The 16,400-nt window shown below is 68.0% G+C and carries 15 protein-coding genes; 13 read left to right on the forward strand and 2 right to left on the reverse strand.

The features are described from left to right. Positions 1 to 38 precede the first annotated feature (38 nt). The 6 genes from hutU to yjjJ all read left to right on the forward strand — a co-directional run bounded on the left by hutU (position 39) and on the right by yjjJ (position 7,464). Positions 39 to 1,736, forward strand: coding sequence for a urocanate hydratase (gene hutU, locus ACN5W5_RS13785; RefSeq protein WP_420049064.1), 1,698 nt, complete (start codon positions 39 to 41; stop codon positions 1,734 to 1,736). A 28-nt stretch (positions 1,737 to 1,764) separates the two neighbouring features. Further along, complete coding sequence (hutH, locus tag ACN5W5_RS13790; RefSeq protein ID WP_420049065.1) at positions 1,765 to 3,306, forward strand: histidine ammonia-lyase; 1,542 nt, start codon at positions 1,765 to 1,767, stop codon at positions 3,304 to 3,306. 7 nt (positions 3,307 to 3,313) lie between these two features. Next, entirely contained in the window at positions 3,314 to 3,898 is a 585-nt protein-coding gene (locus tag ACN5W5_RS13795; protein WP_420049066.1) for a HutD family protein, read from the forward strand. After that, on the forward strand, positions 3,895 to 5,109 hold the full coding sequence (hutI, locus tag ACN5W5_RS13800) for an imidazolonepropionase (protein ID WP_420049067.1): 1,215 nt from the start codon (positions 3,895 to 3,897) through the stop codon (positions 5,107 to 5,109). The genes ACN5W5_RS13795 and hutI overlap by 4 nt, the downstream gene beginning before the upstream one ends. Further along, on the forward strand, positions 5,106 to 6,047 hold the full coding sequence (gene hutG, locus ACN5W5_RS13805) for a formimidoylglutamase (RefSeq protein WP_420049068.1): 942 nt from the start codon (positions 5,106 to 5,108) through the stop codon (positions 6,045 to 6,047). Before hutI ends, hutG begins: the two co-directional genes overlap by 4 nt. A 97-nt stretch (positions 6,048 to 6,144) precedes the next feature. Then, positions 6,145 to 7,464 (forward strand): type II toxin-antitoxin system HipA family toxin YjjJ, encoded by a 1,320-nt coding sequence (gene yjjJ, locus ACN5W5_RS13810; RefSeq protein WP_420049069.1) that lies wholly within the window; start codon positions 6,145 to 6,147, stop codon positions 7,462 to 7,464. A 29-nt stretch (positions 7,465 to 7,493) separates the two neighbouring features. Here the strand turns inward: yjjJ and ACN5W5_RS13815 are convergent, their stop codons facing one another. Continuing rightward, positions 7,494 to 7,922, reverse strand: a complete 429-nt coding sequence (locus tag ACN5W5_RS13815) for a hypothetical protein (RefSeq protein ID WP_177135731.1) — start codon at positions 7,920 to 7,922, stop codon at positions 7,494 to 7,496. 136 nt (positions 7,923 to 8,058) lie between these two features. Between ACN5W5_RS13815 and ACN5W5_RS13820 the strand changes: the two genes are divergently transcribed. From ACN5W5_RS13820 to ACN5W5_RS13830, 3 genes are read left to right on the forward strand one after another with little or no spacing between them, the layout of a single operon-like run. After that, positions 8,059 to 8,673: a DUF924 family protein gene (locus ACN5W5_RS13820; RefSeq protein WP_420049070.1), complete on the forward strand. Its 615-nt coding sequence runs from the start codon at positions 8,059 to 8,061 to the stop codon at positions 8,671 to 8,673. Between the two features lie 50 nt (positions 8,674 to 8,723). After that, positions 8,724 to 9,290 (forward strand): NAD(P)H-dependent oxidoreductase, encoded by a 567-nt coding sequence (locus tag ACN5W5_RS13825; RefSeq protein WP_420049071.1) that lies wholly within the window; start codon positions 8,724 to 8,726, stop codon positions 9,288 to 9,290. Then, on the forward strand, positions 9,287 to 11,083 hold the full coding sequence (locus ACN5W5_RS13830; protein WP_420049072.1) for a monovalent cation:proton antiporter-2 (CPA2) family protein: 1,797 nt from the start codon (positions 9,287 to 9,289) through the stop codon (positions 11,081 to 11,083). Before ACN5W5_RS13825 ends, ACN5W5_RS13830 begins: the two co-directional genes overlap by 4 nt. Before the next feature lie 21 nt (positions 11,084 to 11,104). On the opposite strand, the gene ACN5W5_RS13835 is transcribed toward ACN5W5_RS13830, so the two are convergent. After that, positions 11,105 to 11,491 carry a hypothetical protein gene (locus ACN5W5_RS13835; protein ID WP_420049073.1) on the reverse strand — a complete coding sequence of 129 codons (387 nt, stop codon included), beginning with the start codon at positions 11,489 to 11,491 and terminating at the stop codon, positions 11,105 to 11,107. A 233-nt stretch (positions 11,492 to 11,724) separates the two neighbouring features. Here ACN5W5_RS13835 and ACN5W5_RS13840 point away from each other — a divergent pair, with 233 nt between their 5' ends. From ACN5W5_RS13840 to ACN5W5_RS13855, 4 genes are all read left to right on the forward strand, one after another. Next, the gene (locus tag ACN5W5_RS13840; protein ID WP_420049270.1) at positions 11,725 to 12,657 is read left to right on the forward strand and encodes a glutaminase; all 933 of its coding nucleotides are present in this window, start codon (positions 11,725 to 11,727) and stop codon (positions 12,655 to 12,657) included. Between the two features lie 68 nt (positions 12,658 to 12,725). Then, positions 12,726 to 13,385 (forward strand): hypothetical protein, encoded by a 660-nt coding sequence (locus tag ACN5W5_RS13845; RefSeq protein WP_420049074.1) that lies wholly within the window; start codon positions 12,726 to 12,728, stop codon positions 13,383 to 13,385. Next, positions 13,382 to 14,530, forward strand: a complete 1,149-nt coding sequence (locus ACN5W5_RS13850; RefSeq protein WP_420049075.1) for a glycoside hydrolase family 19 protein — start codon at positions 13,382 to 13,384, stop codon at positions 14,528 to 14,530. Before ACN5W5_RS13845 ends, ACN5W5_RS13850 begins: the two co-directional genes overlap by 4 nt. Before the next feature lie 21 nt (positions 14,531 to 14,551). Continuing rightward, complete coding sequence (locus tag ACN5W5_RS13855; protein ID WP_420049076.1) at positions 14,552 to 16,396, forward strand: glutamine--tRNA ligase/YqeY domain fusion protein; 1,845 nt, start codon at positions 14,552 to 14,554, stop codon at positions 16,394 to 16,396. The last annotated feature ends 4 nt before the right edge of the window (positions 16,397 to 16,400 follow it).

Below are 16,400 nucleotides of genomic sequence, written 5' to 3' on the forward strand. Positions count from 1 at the left end.
CGTTCCTTCTTCCCACCGATTTCTTCAAGGAGTTCCCCATGAACACCAACACCGACCCCCGCCTCGACCCCACCCGCGTCATCCGCGCCCCGCGCGGCAACACGCTGACCTGCAAGAACTGGATCGCCGAAGCCGCCTACCGCATGATCCAGAACAACCTCGACCCCGAGGTCGCCGAGAACCCGCAGCACCTCGTGGTCTACGGCGGCATCGGCCGCGCGGCGCGCGACTGGGCCTGTTTCGACCAGATCCTCGCGTCGCTGAAAGACCTGAACGACGACGAGACCCTGCTGGTGCAGTCGGGCAAGCCGGTCGGCGTGTTCAAGACCCACAGCAACGCCCCGCGCGTGCTGATCGCCAACAGCAACCTGGTGCCCAAGTGGGCCAACTGGGAACACTTCAACGAGCTCGACCGCAAGGGCCTGTTCATGTACGGCCAGATGACCGCCGGCAGCTGGATCTACATCGGCAGCCAGGGCATCGTGCAGGGCACGTTCGAGACCTTCGTCGAAGCCGGCAAGCAGCACTACAAGAACGATCTGTCCGGCCGCTGGATCCTCACTGCTGGCCTGGGCGGCATGGGCGGCGCGCAGCCCCTGGCCGCCACGCTGGCCGGCGCCTGCTCGCTCAACATCGAGTGCCAGCAGAGCAGCATCGACTTCCGCCTGCGCACGCGCTACGTGGACCAGCAGGCGCGCGACATCGACCACGCGCTGGAACTGATCAAAGAGCACACGGCCAAGAAGGAAGCCGTCTCCATCGCCCTGCTCGGCAACGCCGCCGAGGTGCTGCCCGAGCTGGTGAAGCGTGCGAAGGCCGGTGGCATCAAGCCCGACCTCGTGACCGACCAGACCTCGGCGCACGACCTCATCAACGGCTACCTGCCGGTGGGCTGGAGCGTGGCGCAGTGGAAGGCCGCGCAGAAGGACCCGGCGCAACACGCCCGCCTGAGCGCCGAGGCCGCCCAGGGCTGCGCGGTGCACGTGCAGGCCATGCTGGATTTCCAGGCCATGGGCATTCCCACGGTGGATTACGGCAACAACATCCGCCAGGTCGCATTCGACCAGGGCGTGAAGAACGCGTTTGACTTTCCCGGCTTCGTGCCGGCCTACATCCGCCCCATGTTCTGCGAGGGCAAGGGCCCGTTCCGCTGGGTCGCGCTCTCGGGCGACCCAGAGGACATCTACAAGACCGACGCCAAGATCAAGGAACTGTTCCCGAACAACCACCACACCCACCGCTGGCTCGACATGGCGCGCGAGCGCATCGCCTTCCAGGGCCTGCCCGCGCGCATCTGCTGGCTCGGCCTGGGCGAGCGCCACATCGCCGGCCTGGCCTTCAACGAGATGGTGAAGAACGGCGAGCTGAAAGCCCCGATCGTGATCGGCCGCGACCACCTCGACACCGGCTCGGTCGCCAGCCCCAACCGCGAGACCGAGGCCATGAAAGACGGCACCGATGCCGTGAGCGACTGGCCGCTGCTCAACGCCCTGCTCAACACCGCCGGCGGCGCCAGCTGGGTCAGCCTGCACCATGGGGGCGGTGTGGGCATGGGTTACTCGCAACACTCGGGCATGGTGATCGTGGCCGACGGCACCGACGCCGCCGCCGAGCGCCTGGCGCGTGTGCTGGTCAACGACTGCGGCTCGGGCGTGATGCGCCATGCCGATGCGGGCTACGAACTGGCGATCGCCACCGCAAAGAAGCAGGGCTTGAAGCTGCCCATGATCGCCTGACCCGGCGGCAGAGAGAGACACTCACCACATGACCACAACCCTCACCCTGCAACCCGGCCAGATGGGCCTGGCCGATCTGCGCACCGTCTGGCAACAGGCCGTGCGCGTCCAGCTCAGCGACGACGCGCAAGCCGGCATCGCGGCCTCGGCCGCGGCGATCCACGCCATCGTGCACAAAGGCGACGCCGCCTACGGCATCAACACCGGCTTCGGCAAGCTCGCCAAGACGCGCATCCCCGACGACCAGCTCGAGCTGCTGCAGCGCAACCTGATCCTGTCGCACTCGGTCGGCACCGGCGAACCCATGAGCGACGCCACCGTGCGCCTCGTGGTGCTGATGAAGGCCGCGAGTCTCGCGCGCGGTTATTCGGGCGTGCGCCCGGTCGTCATCGACACGCTGCTCGCCCTGCTCAACGCCGGCATCACGCCGCGCATCCCCGTCAAGGGCTCGGTCGGTGCCTCGGGCGACCTCGCGCCGCTGTCGCACATGACGCTGGCCCTGATGGGCGAAGGCGAGGTGCGCATGAACGGTGAATGGGTACCCGCCGCTGCGGCGCTCAAAGCCGCCGGCATCGCCCCGCTCACGCTCGCGGCCAAGGAAGGCCTGGCCCTGATCAACGGCACCCAGGTCTCCACCGCGCTCGCGCTGCATGGCCTGTTCATGGCCGAGCGCCTGCTCGAAGCCGGCACGGTGACCGGTGCGCTCAGCGTGGACGCGGCCAAGGGCAGCGACGCGCCCTTCGATCCGCGCATCCACGCGGTGCGCGGCCAGCCCGGCCAGGTCGCCGTGGCCGCCGCCACGCGCGCGTTGCTCTCGGGCAGCCAGATCCGCCTCTCGCACGTGGTGGACGACGAGCGCGTGCAAGATCCCTACAGCCTGCGCTGCCAGCCGCAGGTCATGGGCGCCTGCCGCGACCTCATCGCCAACGCCGCGCGCACCCTGCTCATCGAAGCCAACGCTGTCACCGACAACCCGCTGGTGTTCACCGACACCAACGAGGTGCTCTCAGGCGGCAACTTCCACGCCGAGCCGGTCGCCTTCGCGGCCGACACGCTGGCGCTGGCCATCGCCGAAATCGGCGCCATTTCGGAGCGCCGCATCGCGCTGCTGATCGACAGCACGCTCTCGGGCCTGCCGCCCTTCCTGGTGGACAACCCGGGCCTCAACAGCGGCTTCATGATCGCCCACGTGACGGCCGCCGCGCTGGCCTCTGAAAACAAGTCGCACGCGCATCCCGCCAGCGTCGACAGCCTGCCCACCAGCGCCAACCAGGAAGACCACGTGAGCATGGCCACCTACGCCGGGCGCCGCCTGGCCGAAATGGCCGACAACACCGCCACCATCCTCGGCATCGAGTGGCTGGCCGCCGCGCAGGGCGTGGACTTCCACCGCCCGCTCGCCACCTCGCCACGCCTGGCCCAGGCACACACCACGCTGCGCGCCGAGGTCCCGTTCTACGACAAGGACCGCCTGTTCGCGCCCGATATCGAGGCCGCCCGCCGGCTGGTGCTGGAGGGTGCGGCCGGTGCAGCGCACCAGGACCTCTTCGCTTCCGTCTGGGCGGGCTGAACACGCGATGACCTCCGCGCGCAGCATCACCGTGGACAGCGCCCCGGCCACGCCGTGGCGCAACGGCGGCGGTGTCACGCGCGAGCTGCTGGCCTGGCCGAGCCCGGGGGACTGGCGGCTGCGCATCAGCGTGGCCGACATCGCCGCCGACGGCCCGTTTTCGGCCTTTCCCGGCGTGCGCCGCTGGTTCACGCTGCTCTCGGGTAAAGGCGTCGTTCTCGACCTTCCGGACCACCCGTTGACGCTGTGCCCCGGCGATGCGCCGCTGGCCTTCGACGGCGTTGCGGCGCCCGACTGCCGCCTGCTGGGCGGCCCGGTGCGTGACCTCAACCTCATGATCCGTGGCGGCACGGGCGGCATGGTCACCGTGTCGCCCGGCACCGCCTGGTCGGCCCCCACCGGTGCGCAGGCCGGCTTGTTCGCGCACGTGGCCGGCCGCTGGCGCAACGGCGATCAGCAGCGCTCCCTGCCTGCCCTCAGCCTGCTCTGGTTCGACGCACCGCCGCCCGGCGACTGGCACTTCGAACCCGACATCCCTGCACCAACCGCCGGCTGGTGGCTGCACCACATTCCCGAAGGCCTGAGCCCATGACCACCACCCTCTGGCACAACGCCCGCATCGCCACGCTCGACCCCACCCACGGCGCCGACGGCTGGGGCCTGATCGAGGACGGCGCCGTGCTCACCGCAGGCGACCAGATCGCCTGGGTCGGCCGCAACCGCGCCCTGCCGTCCCACGCCCGGCCCACGCAAGACATCGACCTCGGCGGCGCGCTGCTCACCCCCGGACTGGTGGACTGTCACACCCACCTGGTCTACGGCGGCCAGCGCGCGGCCGAGTTCGAGCAACGCCTGCAGGGTGCGAGCTACGAAGCCATTGCGCGCGCGGGCGGCGGCATCCGCTCCACCGTCGCCGCCACCCGAAACGCGAGCGAGGACACCCTGCTGGCCAGCGCCACGCAACGCGCAAAAAGCCTCATGGCCGAAGGCGTGACCACGCTGGAAATCAAGTCGGGCTATGGCCTTTCGCTGGCGGCCGAAGCGCGTTGCCTGCGCGTGGCGCGCCGGCTCGGCGCTGAACAACACCTGGATGTGCGAACCACCTTCCTCGGCGCCCACGCCCTGCCGCCCGAATTCGAAGGCCGACCCGATGACTACATCGACGCCGTCTGCGCCTGGCTGCCCGAGTTGCACGCCCAGGGCCTGGTGGACGCGGTCGATGCCTTCTGCGAACACATCGGCTTCAGCCCCGCACAGACGCGCCGCGTCTTTGAAGCCGCCAAGGCCCTCGGCCTGCCCGTCAAGCTGCACGCCGAGCAACTGTCAGACCAGGGCGGCGCCGCGCTCGCGGCCTCGTTCGGCGCGCTCTCCTGCGACCACCTGGAACACCTGAGCGACGCCGGCATCGCGGCCATGAAGGTCGCCGGCACCGTGGCCGTGCTGCTGCCCGGCGCGTATTACTTCCTGCGCGAGACCAAGCTGCCGCCCATCGCTGCGCTGCGCGCGGCCGGCGTGCCCATGGCCGTGTCCACCGACCACAACCCCGGCACCTCGCCGGGCCTGTCGCTGCTGCTCATGGCCAGCATGGCCTGCACCCTGTTCCGGCTCACGCCGCTCGAAGCGGTGCAGGGCATCACGCTGCACGCTGCGCGCGCCCTCGGCCTGCGCGACCGCGGCCAGCTCGCCGCCGGCCAGCGCGCCGATTTCGTGGCCTGGGACCTCGACCACCCGAACGAACTGGCCTACTGGTTTGGCCGCAACCCCTGCCGCCGCGTGATCGCGGCGGGACTGGAGCGAACATGAATCCGAATCAAACCTTTGAATGGCGCGGCCGTGACGACGCCGAAGAAACCGGTGTCAGCACCCGCTGGCACCACCGCGTGCAGCCCGCCGCTGCACACAGCACCGGCGGCGTCACGTTGATCGGCTTTGCCGTGGACGAAGGCGTGCGCCGCAACGCCGGGCGCACCGGCGCCGCCGCCGGGCCGCTGGCACTGCGCGGTGCGCTGGCCAACCTGCCGGTGCTGGGCGAACCGGCGCTGTGGGACGCAGGCGATGTGGGCTGCGCCGGCAGCGCGCTCGAAACCGCACAGGCGCAACTGGGCGAGCGCGTGGCCGAGGCCATGGCGCGCGGCAGCCTGCCGCTGGTGCTCGGCGGTGGACATGAAATGGCCTGGGGCACCTTCCAGGGCATCGTGCAGGCCCGCCCCGACGCCAGCCGCGTGCTGGTGGTCAACCTCGACGCGCACTTCGACCTGCGCGTGGCCGCCCAGGCCAACTCGGGCACGCCGTTCCGCCAGATGCACGACTGGTGCGCCGAGCGCGGCCAGCCCTTCAACTACCGTGTCTTCGGCATCAGCCGCTTCGCCAACACCCAGGCCCTGTTCGACCGCGCCCACGCCATGGGCGTGCGCTACTGGCTCGACGACAGCCTGCAGGACGCCGCCGGCCTTCGCGACACGCAGCAGGCGCTGGCGATCGACCTCGCGCGCAGCGACGCGGTCTACCTCACGGTGTGTCTGGATGTCTTGCCCGGCGGGCAGGCCCCTGGCGTGTCGGCACCGGCGCCGCTGGGCGTGCCGCTCGCACAGGTGGAGCGGCTGATCGACCAGGTGCTGGCGTCGGGCCGCGTGGTGGCGGCCGACATCGCCGAACTCAACCCGTCGCTGGACCGCGACGGCCTCACCGCCCGGGTCGCGGCGCGGCTGGCGGCGCGCATCGCCCGCAGCCGCGGCGCCTGATCGACAGAAGCCGCTGGTATCTATTCAAGAAACGGAACCAAGCACATATATGAAGAGTGAAATATGATATTCACATATCTATTCACTTTTTCATTCAATGACCACCGGATCCCCGCCTGAAAACGCCGCACTCACCCGCCTGCGCGAACTCGGCGGCGTGGCCAGCAGCGCCGAGCTGCAGGCCCGGCTGGGCGTGAGCCAGGCCACCGTGTCGCGGCTGCTCGCGCCGCTGCTGCGCAGTGGCCGGGTGCTGAAAGTGGGGGCCGCGCGCTCGCAACGCTACCTGCTGCCGCGCGCCATCGACGGCGTGGGCAGCGCCGTGCCCATGATGCGGGTGGACGCGCAAGGCCGGGCCAGCCCCTTCGGCCGCATGGTGCCGCTGCCCGGCGGGCGCTTCTGGGTCGATGAGGCCGACGGCCTGAGCCAGCTGCACGACGGCCTGCCCTGGTTCCTGAATGACATGCGCCCGCAGGGCTTCATGGGCCGCACCTTCGCGCTCGCCCACCCCGAGCTGCGCCTGCCGGGCGACCTGCGCTACTGGAGCGATGACGACGTATTGAAGGCGCTGGTGCAGGCCGGCGACGACCTGCCCGGCAACCTGATCGTCGGCCAGCCCGCGTTCGAGCGCTTCCACACGCTCGCGCAGCGCGCCTCGCGCGTGAGCGACCCCGAGCTTGAGTACCCAGCGCTCGCCGAGCAGGCCATGCAGGGCACGCTGCCCGGCTCGTCGGCCGGCGGCGAACAGCCCAAGTTCTGCACCGTGTTCAACGGGCAGGCGGTGATCGTGAAGTTTTCGCCCGCGGGCGACGCCCCGGCCGACCAGCGGATGCGCGACCTGCTGGTCTGTGAACACCTGGCGCTGCACACGCTGGCGCAGGCTGGCCTGCCGGCGGCGCAGACGCGCATCGTGGCGGCGGGTGGTCGGGTGTTTCTGGAAGCGCAGCGTTTCGACCGCACGGCGCACGGCCGCATCGGCATGGTCTCGCTGCTGGTCTACGACTCGGAATACGTGGGCCAGATCGACGACTGGGCCGCCACCTCGCTGCGCATGGTGCAGCGGGGCCTGCTCACCGAAGAAGACGCCAGCCACCTGCGCCTGCTCGAAGCCTATGGCGCGCTGATCGCGAACACAGACCGTCACTACGGCAACATATCTTTGCTTCTGGACAACGACGACTGGCGCCTCTCGCCCACCTACGACATGCTGCCCATGCTGTACGCACCGGTGAACGGCGAGCTGGTCGAGCGCCGCTTCAGCGAGCGGCCCCTGCACCCCACGGCCAATACCCTGGCCGAATGGCCGCAGGCCCGTGAACTGGCTTTGAGGTTCTGGGCTGCGGCGGCGAGCGACGCCCGCATTTCAGAGGGCTTTCGCGCCACCGCCCAGGCCAACCACGGCACGCTGCGCCAGCTCTGAGTGGCTGGGCGCAGCGGGCCGGTCAGTCTTCAGCGGCGGCGGTCGTCGTCGTCCCAGCGACCATCACGGTGGTCGTGGCGGTCATGGCGCCAATCGCGGCGGTCGTGGCGGCGGTCATGGCGCCAGTGTCGGCGGTCATCCCAGCGCGGACCGTAGCCCCGGCCCGGGTGGCCCGGGTAGTAATACACCGGCGCTGGCGCCACCACCACCGGCCGCACGTAAGGGTACGGATACGGCTGGTGCTGGATCACATAGGGCTGGTAATACACCGGCGGTGCGTTCGTCACACCCACGGCCACACCGGGGGCGTGCAACCCGATCGAGAATTGAACGTTGTCGCGCGCTTGCGCGGTACCGGTGGTGGCGGCCCAGCCGGCGGCAGCCAGCGCCAACAGCGCCAGACCCTTGGCCAGTCCCGAGCTGCGGCCCCATGGCGTTTTGAAAGTCATCGTGTTCATCGTGGTTGCTCCTGTTGACGGTGCCTGTCTGGTCACCGTGTGCCTATTACAGGAGAATCATCCGTGTTCTGTACCGCATGCACAGTCAAAGACGTTGCCAAAAGTAACGCACGACGATTTCAAAGGGAGGTAAAACATGACGAACATCGCCACACAGCCGCAGGAAGTGCTCGACTTCTGGTTCGGCGACGGCCTGCTCCACGACTGGCCCACCGGCGACCAAAACACGCTGTGGTTCGGTGGTCGCGCCGAGCAGGACGCCCTGATCACCCAGCGCTTCGGCCCGCTGGTCGAGATCGCCCTCAGCGCAGGGCTCTGCGACTGGGAGGCGCGGCTGGAGTCTCGCCTGGCGCTCATCGTGCTGCTCGACCAGCTCACCCGCAACGTCTTCCGCGGCCAGGCGCGCGCCTTTGCCGGCGACCGCCGTGCGCAGCAGCTCGTGCTGCAGTCCGTCGCTCTGGCGCAGGACGCCGAACTTCCGCGCGTGGGCCGCGTGTTCCTCTACATGCCGCTCATGCACGCCGAGAGCCGGGCCCTGCAAGATGAATGCGTTGCCCGTTTCACACGCCTGTTCGAGAGCACCACGCCCGAACTGCGCGACACGCTGGCTGGCAACCTGCGCTATGCCTACCAGCACCACGACATCATCAAGAAGTTCGGCCGCTTCCCGCACCGCAACGCCGCCCTCGGCCGCGTCAGCACGCCCGAAGAAGAAGCCTTCCTGAAAGACGGCCCGCGCTTCGGCCAATGACGGCGCGCGGTGCTATCGTGGCGAGCCCCCTGGCCCACGCAACCGACGCCATGCCGAACACCCTGGTCATCCACGCCCACCCGCACCCGCGCCGCTCGCTCGTCACGCAGCGGCTCCGGCGCGTCTTTGACAACGCGCCCGACACCGCCGTGCGTTCGCTCTACGAGCTCTACCCCGACTTCGACATCGACGCCACCGCCGAGCGCGAGGCGCTGGCGGACGCGCAGCTCGTGGTGTGGCTCACGCCGATCCACTGGTACAGCGTGCCCTCGCTGATGAAGCACTGGTTCGACCAGGTGCTGGTGCACGGCTGGGCCTATGGCGACGGCGGCAACGCGCTGCGCGGCAAGACCGTCTGGTGGGTCGCCAGTGCAGGTGCCAGCGCGTCGGCTTACGCACCCGGCGGTGAACACGGCCGCCCCTTCGCCGACTTCATCGCGCCCATCGAGCAGACCGCGCGCTACTGCGGCATGCACTGGCTGCCGCCCTATGTCGTGCACGCCGGCCACATGGTCAGCGACGCCGAACGCGAGGCCAGCTGCGCCCCGCTGGTGCAGCACCTGCAAGCCCACCGCAGCGCGCTCGCCCTGTCCACCGCCGAAGGGGCCGCAGCATGACCCAGGGCATCCTGTTCCTGCTCGCCGCGCTGGTGTTCGTGCCACTCGCGGTGAAGCTCGGCCTGGGCTCGGTGCTCGGTTATCTGGTGGCCGGCATCGTGATCGGGCCGGTGGGTTTTGCGCTGGTGAGCGACCCGGCCGCCATCCTGCATGTGTCCGAACTCGGCGTGGTGCTGATGCTCTTCGTCATCGGGCTGGAACTGGAACCCAAGCGCCTGTGGGCCATGCGCGCGGCCGTGTTCGGCGGCGGCACGCTGCAGATGCTGCTCTGCGCCGCGCTGCTGTTCCCGCTCGGCCTGCTGATGGGCTGGACCTGGCAGGCCGCGCTGGTGGGCGGCCTGGCGATGGCGCTCTCCAGCACCGCCATCGTCGTCGGCCTGCTGCAGGAGCGCCACCTCATGGCCGTGCCCGTGGGCCGCAACGGCTTTTCGATGCTGCTGTTCCAGGACATCGCCGCCATCCCGCTGCTGGGCCTGGCCGCTGCGCTGGGCACGCAGGCCGCCCCCGACGTGAACGCGGGCCATGGAAGCGGCGGGCCGTTGCTGCAGATCGCCGCGGTGCTCGGCGTCGTGCTGGCGGGCCGCTACGTGGCCTACCCCGCCATGCGTTTCATCGCCCGCATGCAGGTGCGCGAGCTGTTCACCGGCTTCGCGCTGCTGCTGGTGCTGGGCGTGGCCCTGCTGATGCAGACCGTGGGCCTGTCCATGGGCCTGGGCGCCTTCCTGGCCGGTGTGTTGCTGGCCAGCTCCGAATACCGCCACGCGCTGGAGAGCGACATCCTGCCGTTCAAGGGCCTGCTGCTCGGCCTGTTTTTCATCGCGGTGGGCATGAGCATGCAGCTCGGCCTGGTGCTCACGGCGCCGCTGCAGGTGGGTCTGGGGCTGGTGCTGGTGGTGGCGCTGAAAGCGCTGGGCCTGTGGCTGCTCGGCCGCGCGGTGGGCCTGCACGGCAGCCAGCGCACGCTGCTCGCGGTGCTGCTCTCTCAGGTGGGTGAATTCGCGTTCGTGGTGCTGGCCGCGGCCAAGGCCTCACAGGTCATGCCCGCAGCCGATGCCGACCTGCTCACGCTCATTGCCGCGCTGTCCATGGTGAGCACGCCGCTGCTGCTGATCGCCTACGACCGCTGGGGCTGCCCCGAGAGCGAGACCCGCCCCGCCGACGCCATCGAAGACGAACACCCGCCCGTGTTGCTGGCCGGTTTCGGCCGCTACGGCCAGATCGTGGCGCGCGTGCTGCTGAGCGCGGGCATCAGGCCCACCGTGATCGACCACGACGCCGACACGGTGGATTCCGCGCGGCGCTTCGGCTTCAAGGTGTATTTCGGCGATGCCACCCAGCCCGACCTGCTGCACGCGGCCGGCATCGCCCACGCGCAGGCGGTGGTGATCGCCATCGACGACCCGGTGCAGTCCAACCAGCTGGTGCACGAGCTGCGCCAGTCACACCCGAACCTGCCCATCCTCGCCCGCGCCTACGACGCCGTGCACGCCATGGAGCTGGAAGAAGCCGAGGTGCACCACGTGCAGCGCGAAGTGTTCGAAAGCTCGCTGCGCAGCGCGCGTGCCACGCTGGAGCTGCTGGGTTTTGACCGCTTTCACGCGCGCGAACTGGCCGACGACTTCCGCCGCTATTCGAACCACTTCCTGAAGAGCGCGCGCGCCAGCCGGCACGACGAAGACGACTTCGTGCAGCGGGTGCGCGAGTCGCGGGAACAGTTTGAAAAACAGATGCAGCAGGACCTGCAACGCCAGGCCGGCCAACGCGCCGGGACCGGCTGGATCCAAAGTGACTAGGGCCTGTTCACCCTGCTTTCCCTAGGCGTGGCCGAGCACCAGCAGCGTCAGCGCCGCCCCCACCAAGGCGGCTATCACCAGCGCCAGCACCTGCATCGGCACCGAACGCTCGACCGGCGCCGGAGCGAGCTCCGCGGCCGTCGAGATGTTCGGGGAATGGCCCTCCACGTCCGTGCGCCCGGACCGTGCCTCACCCGAGCCCACCCGCGTGGCGCTGCCGGGCAAGGCCCAGCTCGCCCACAACGCATGGGCCTGCGCCGGCACGATGGCGCCCTGGTCGACCGCGTTCTCCACATCGGCCCAGCCCAGCTGCACACGCACCGACGGCAGGAACACGTCCTCCATCTGGGTCGTTTCCCAATGCGACTGCTCGTCAATCATCACGGTGTCCGGGTTGTCTGTGTTCATTTTTTTGTACCCTTTTTCATTCGTTCTCAGGCCAGTCGCCAACGATAGCGGAAAACGCCCGCCACTGGCGCCCGGATGAGAGCCCCTCGTCGGCTGTCACGGAGCGCAGGCGCGGCATATTGCACACCGCAACCGATTGCGGCTCCCAAAAGCCGGCTGTATGCGACGCCTGCATGGCACCCGCCGCGAGCGGCATAACCTGCGGCGCGCCCTTTCTAGAATGCGCCATGACCTTGCCCCTGCCCGCCCTGCTCGACCAGATCCACGCCGAAGCCCAGGCCCTGTACGGGAAGGGCCGTGTGGCCGACTACATCCCCGCGCTGGGCGAAGTGCCGCCGCGCCAGTTCGGCATGGCCGTGGCCCTGGTCAACGGCGAAAGCCACGCGATCGGTGACGCGCTGGTGCCCTTCTCGCTGCAGAGCATCACCAAACTCTTCACCTTCGTCATCGCCCTCAAGCTCATGGGCGAAGGCCTCTGGCAGCGCGTGGGCCGCGAGCCCTCGGGCGCGGCGTTCAACTCCATCGTGCAGCTTGAAACCGAAAACGGCATCCCGCGCAACCCCTTCATCAACGCCGGCGCGCTGGTGATCACCGACATCCTCACCAGCCGCTACGCCCACCTCGACTACGCCCTGCTCGGCGCCCTGCGCCGCCTGGCCGACGAGCCCAACCTGCACTGGAACCCGCGCGTGGCCCAGAGCGAACGGCAGACGGCCCACCGCAACATGGCCATGGCCTACTTCATGAAGAGCCACGGCAACTTCCAGAACGAGCCCGAGCTCGTGCTCGACAACTACTGCCGCCAGTGCGCCACCGAGATGAACTGCCAGCAGCTCGCCCAGGCCACGCTCTTCCTCGCCAACGGCGGGCGCGACCTCGCCATGGACGGCCAGCCCGACGAACTGTTCCTGGGCGCCGACGACACCCGCCGCGTCAACGCCCTGCTGCTCACCTGCGGTGCCTACGACGCCGCGGGCGACTTCGCCTACCGCATCGGCCTGCCGGTGAAAACCGGCGTGGGCGGCGGCATCGTGGCGGTGGTGCCCGACGTGGGCACGGTGGCCGTGTGGTCGCCCGAACTCGACGCCAAAGGCAACTCGGTGCTCGGCGCCTTCGCGCTGGAGCGCCTGGTGGCACTCACCGGCTGGGGCCACACCACGCTCTGACGTCGGCGCGGCCTGGCCCGGGGCGAAGCGGGGGGTTCTGAACTTCATTCACGGCTTTATGAAGCAGAATGAACTACAAAATTTCAAAACCCTTCGCCATGCAAAGCCCCATCCACCCGACCCTTGCCCGCCTTTCTGCGCTGCCTGTCACCGCGCTGTTGACCCTGACCCTGAGCGCCTGCGCCGCCGGCCCGGGCGAGCCCAAGAAGCTGCAGAGCGCCACACCGGTGACCCACAACTGCAAGCCCCAGGAAACCGTGGGTTTCTCCTGCGAGCTGCGCGATCACCGCCTGCTGTCGTTGTGCGCCTCGCCAGGATTTGAAAAGTTCAAAGGCTTGCCCAAAGACAACCCAGGCTACGCTTACCTGGCCGTCGGAACACAGAAGGGCGAAGTGCAATACAGCTACCCGCCCAATCCCCGCGACTACAAAAAGCACTTTTTCAAAGGCGTGCCTACCAATGGCATTCCGTACATGTTCGTGGCTTCCAGCAAAGGAAAATTCTTCTTCCTGGCCGAGCAAGACGACACCGATCCAGAGGGTGTCGGTAGCCTGGATCCTGAAAACCTGCCAGACGGTTGGGACATCGACACGCGCGGTGCACCATCGCCTTGCCTGCGTTTGCTCAACTTTGAGAACTTCAGCGAACTCGGCATGACGCACGAGACAGCCTGGTTCAAAGAGCGAGACCGACTCAAGGCTGAAAAGGCCAAGGCAAAACAGCCATGAGCGCCACACCCCCCACCATCCCCGGCCTCAGCACCACACAGCAGCGGGAGCGCGCCGAGTCCCTGTTGGCCACGGCCTACCGAAGCGGCATGACCGATCCCAAGGAGCTCGCCAACTTCATGGGGCAGACGCAACATGAAAGCCAGAACTTCACGCGCCTGGAAGAAAACCTCAACTACCGAGGTTCCGTGCTGTGGGACACCTTCAAGGGAAACAGCAAAACACCTCCCCGCAACGGCTTGACCGAAAAGGAAGCCAACGATCTGGCCAGCATTCCAGACCGCGCCGAAAGACGCATGGCCATCGCTGACAAGATCTATGGCGGTACCTGGGGCGAAAGGAACCTGGCGAACACCGAAGAACACGACGGGCATGCCTACCGTGGACGCGGCTACATCCAACTCACCGGGCGAGGCAACTACGACCACTACAGCAGCAGCACGGGCCTGGATTTGATCAACAACCCCGATCTGGCTGCGCTCCAGAACAACGCCGAAACGCTGGCGGTCAGCTACTGGAATGGCAACATTCAGGCTAAACAGGGTGCCAGCACAGATGTGAAGATGGCGGGGTCCATCATCAACACCGGCAAGACCTACAACACCCCCAAAGGTCTCGCCGACCGCCTGGCCAACGCCGCAGCCTGGGAAGCCGCTATTGGAAAAGAAGGGTACCTGGAGAGCGTTCTGGAACGCCACCCTGCAGAGGCCACACAACCACCACCCGCCATAGAAAAAGAAGAAGCGCTCAACCAGCCCCTGCAACTCAAACCCACCCACCAACTCTCCCCTCAAAGCCTGCAACTGATCCAGCAGAGCGAGCAACAAGTCCGCGCCATCGCCGACCGCCACCAGTTGCCCTGGAACCCCGGCCTGGACAACACCGTGCACGCCGTGGCCCAACAGGCCCGCGAGCAGGGCCTGACCGGCATCACCCACCTGAAAGTCCAAAACGGCCAGATCCGGTTCGCCCAGCACGACGGCTACGCCCTCCGGGAGGGCCAGCTGGACGCCCGCTCGGCCGCCAACACCGACGCGCGCGCGTCCCTCACCCGCATGGCGCAGGCCGACCAAAGCCCGGCCCAGGGCAGTGCCTTCAGCGCCACACCGGCCCGCGCGGCAGAATCGCCCACCATGACTGTGTGACGGCGCCCCTAGAATGGGCGAATGAGCTCCAACACACCTCCATCCCCGTCTAAAAACAACGCTGCCGCCCCCAATGCCGAGGGCGAGCACAAGGTCAGCAACTTCCTGCGCCAGATCATCGAAAACGATCTGGAAAAAGGCACTTACGCAGGCCGCCGCTGGGCCGGCACCCCGGGCGACGCCGCCCACCACGCCGCCGGCCAGCCCGACCCGGCCAAGATCCGCACCCGCTTCCCCCCCGAGCCCAACGGCTACCTGCACATCGGCCACGCCAAGAGCATCTGCCTCAACTTTGGCCTGGCGCGCGACTATGGCGGCGTCTGCCACATGCGCTTTGACGACACCAACCCCGAGAAGGAAGACACCGAATACGTCAACTCCATCCTCGACGCGGTGCAGTGGCTCGGCTTCAACTGGGAAGCCAACGGCCAGAGCCACCTGTTCCAGGCCAGCGACTACTTCGACTTCATGTACCGCGCGGCGGAATACCTGATCGAAGCCGGCCACGCCTATGTGGACGAACAGACCGCCGAACAGATGCGCGCCGCCCGCGGCGACTTCGGCAAACCCGGCGTGGACAGCCCGTTCCGCAGCCGCACGCCCGCCGAGAACCTGGCCCGCTTCCGCGAAATGCGCGACGGCGCGCACGAAGACGGCAGCATGGTGCTGCGCGCCAAGATCGACATGGCCTCGCCCAACATCAACATGCGCGACCCGGCCATCTACCGCATCCGCCGCGCCACGCACCACAACACCGGCGACAAGTGGTGCATCTACCCCATGTACACCTTCGCGCACCCCATCGAGGACGCGCTGGAGCAGATCACCCACAGCATCTGCACGCTGGAGTTTGAAGACCAGCGCCCGTTCTACGACTGGCTGATGGACCGCCTGTGCGAAGGCGGCCTGCTCGCCCACCCCGCGCCGCACCAGTACGAATTTGCCCGCCTCAACCTCACCTATGTGATCACCAGCAAGCGCAAGCTCGCGCAGCTCGTGTACGACCACAAGGTCAGCGGCTGGGACGACCCGCGCATGCCAACAATAGTCGGCCTGCGCCGCCGCGGCTACACGCCCGAGAGCATCCAGCTCTTTGCCGAACGCATCGGCGTCACCAAGAGCGACAGTTGGATCGACTACAGCACGCTCGAAGGCTGCCTGCGCGAAGACCTGGAAAACAAGGCCCACCGCGGCATGGCCGTGCTCGACCCCGTCAAGTTGGTGCTCACCAACTGGGCCGAGGCCTTTGGCGCTGACGACTACACCGAAGACTGCACCCAGCCCGCCCTGCCCCACCACGCCGTGCCCGAAGGCCAGACCCCGCCGCCCGACCGGGTGTTCAAGATCGGCAAAGCCGTGTGGATCGAACGCGAAGACTTTGAAGAAGTGCCGCCCAAGGGCTACAAGCGCCTGTTCCCGGGCAACGTCGTCCGCCTCAAAGGCGGCTACGTCATCGAATGCACCGGCTGCGCCAAAGATGCGAACGGCACCGTGACCAAAGTGCACGCCAAAGTGATCCCCGGCACCAAGAGCGGCACCCCCGGCGCCGACAGCGTGAAAGCCAAAGCCGCCATCACCTGGGTCAGCGTGGCCAGCGGCGTGAGCGCCGAAGTGCGCCTGTACGACCGCCTGTTCAGCGACCCCAACCCCGACGCCGGCGGCAAAGACTTCATCGAAGCCCTGAACCCCAACAGCCTGAAAGTCGTCACCGCCTACGTGGAGCCCTCACTGGCCGCCGCCCAGCCAGATCAGAAATTCCAGTTCGAGCGGTTTGGGTACTTTGTGGCGGATCGGGTGGATCACGTTGCTGGGACAAAGCCGGTTTTTAATCGGGTTACGGGGTTGAAGGATTCTTGGGGCAAGTAAATGA

It is taken from the genome of Hydrogenophaga sp. ZJX-1 (genome assembly GCF_048590325.1).
Classification (GTDB): Bacteria; Pseudomonadota; Gammaproteobacteria; order Burkholderiales; family Burkholderiaceae_C; genus Hydrogenophaga.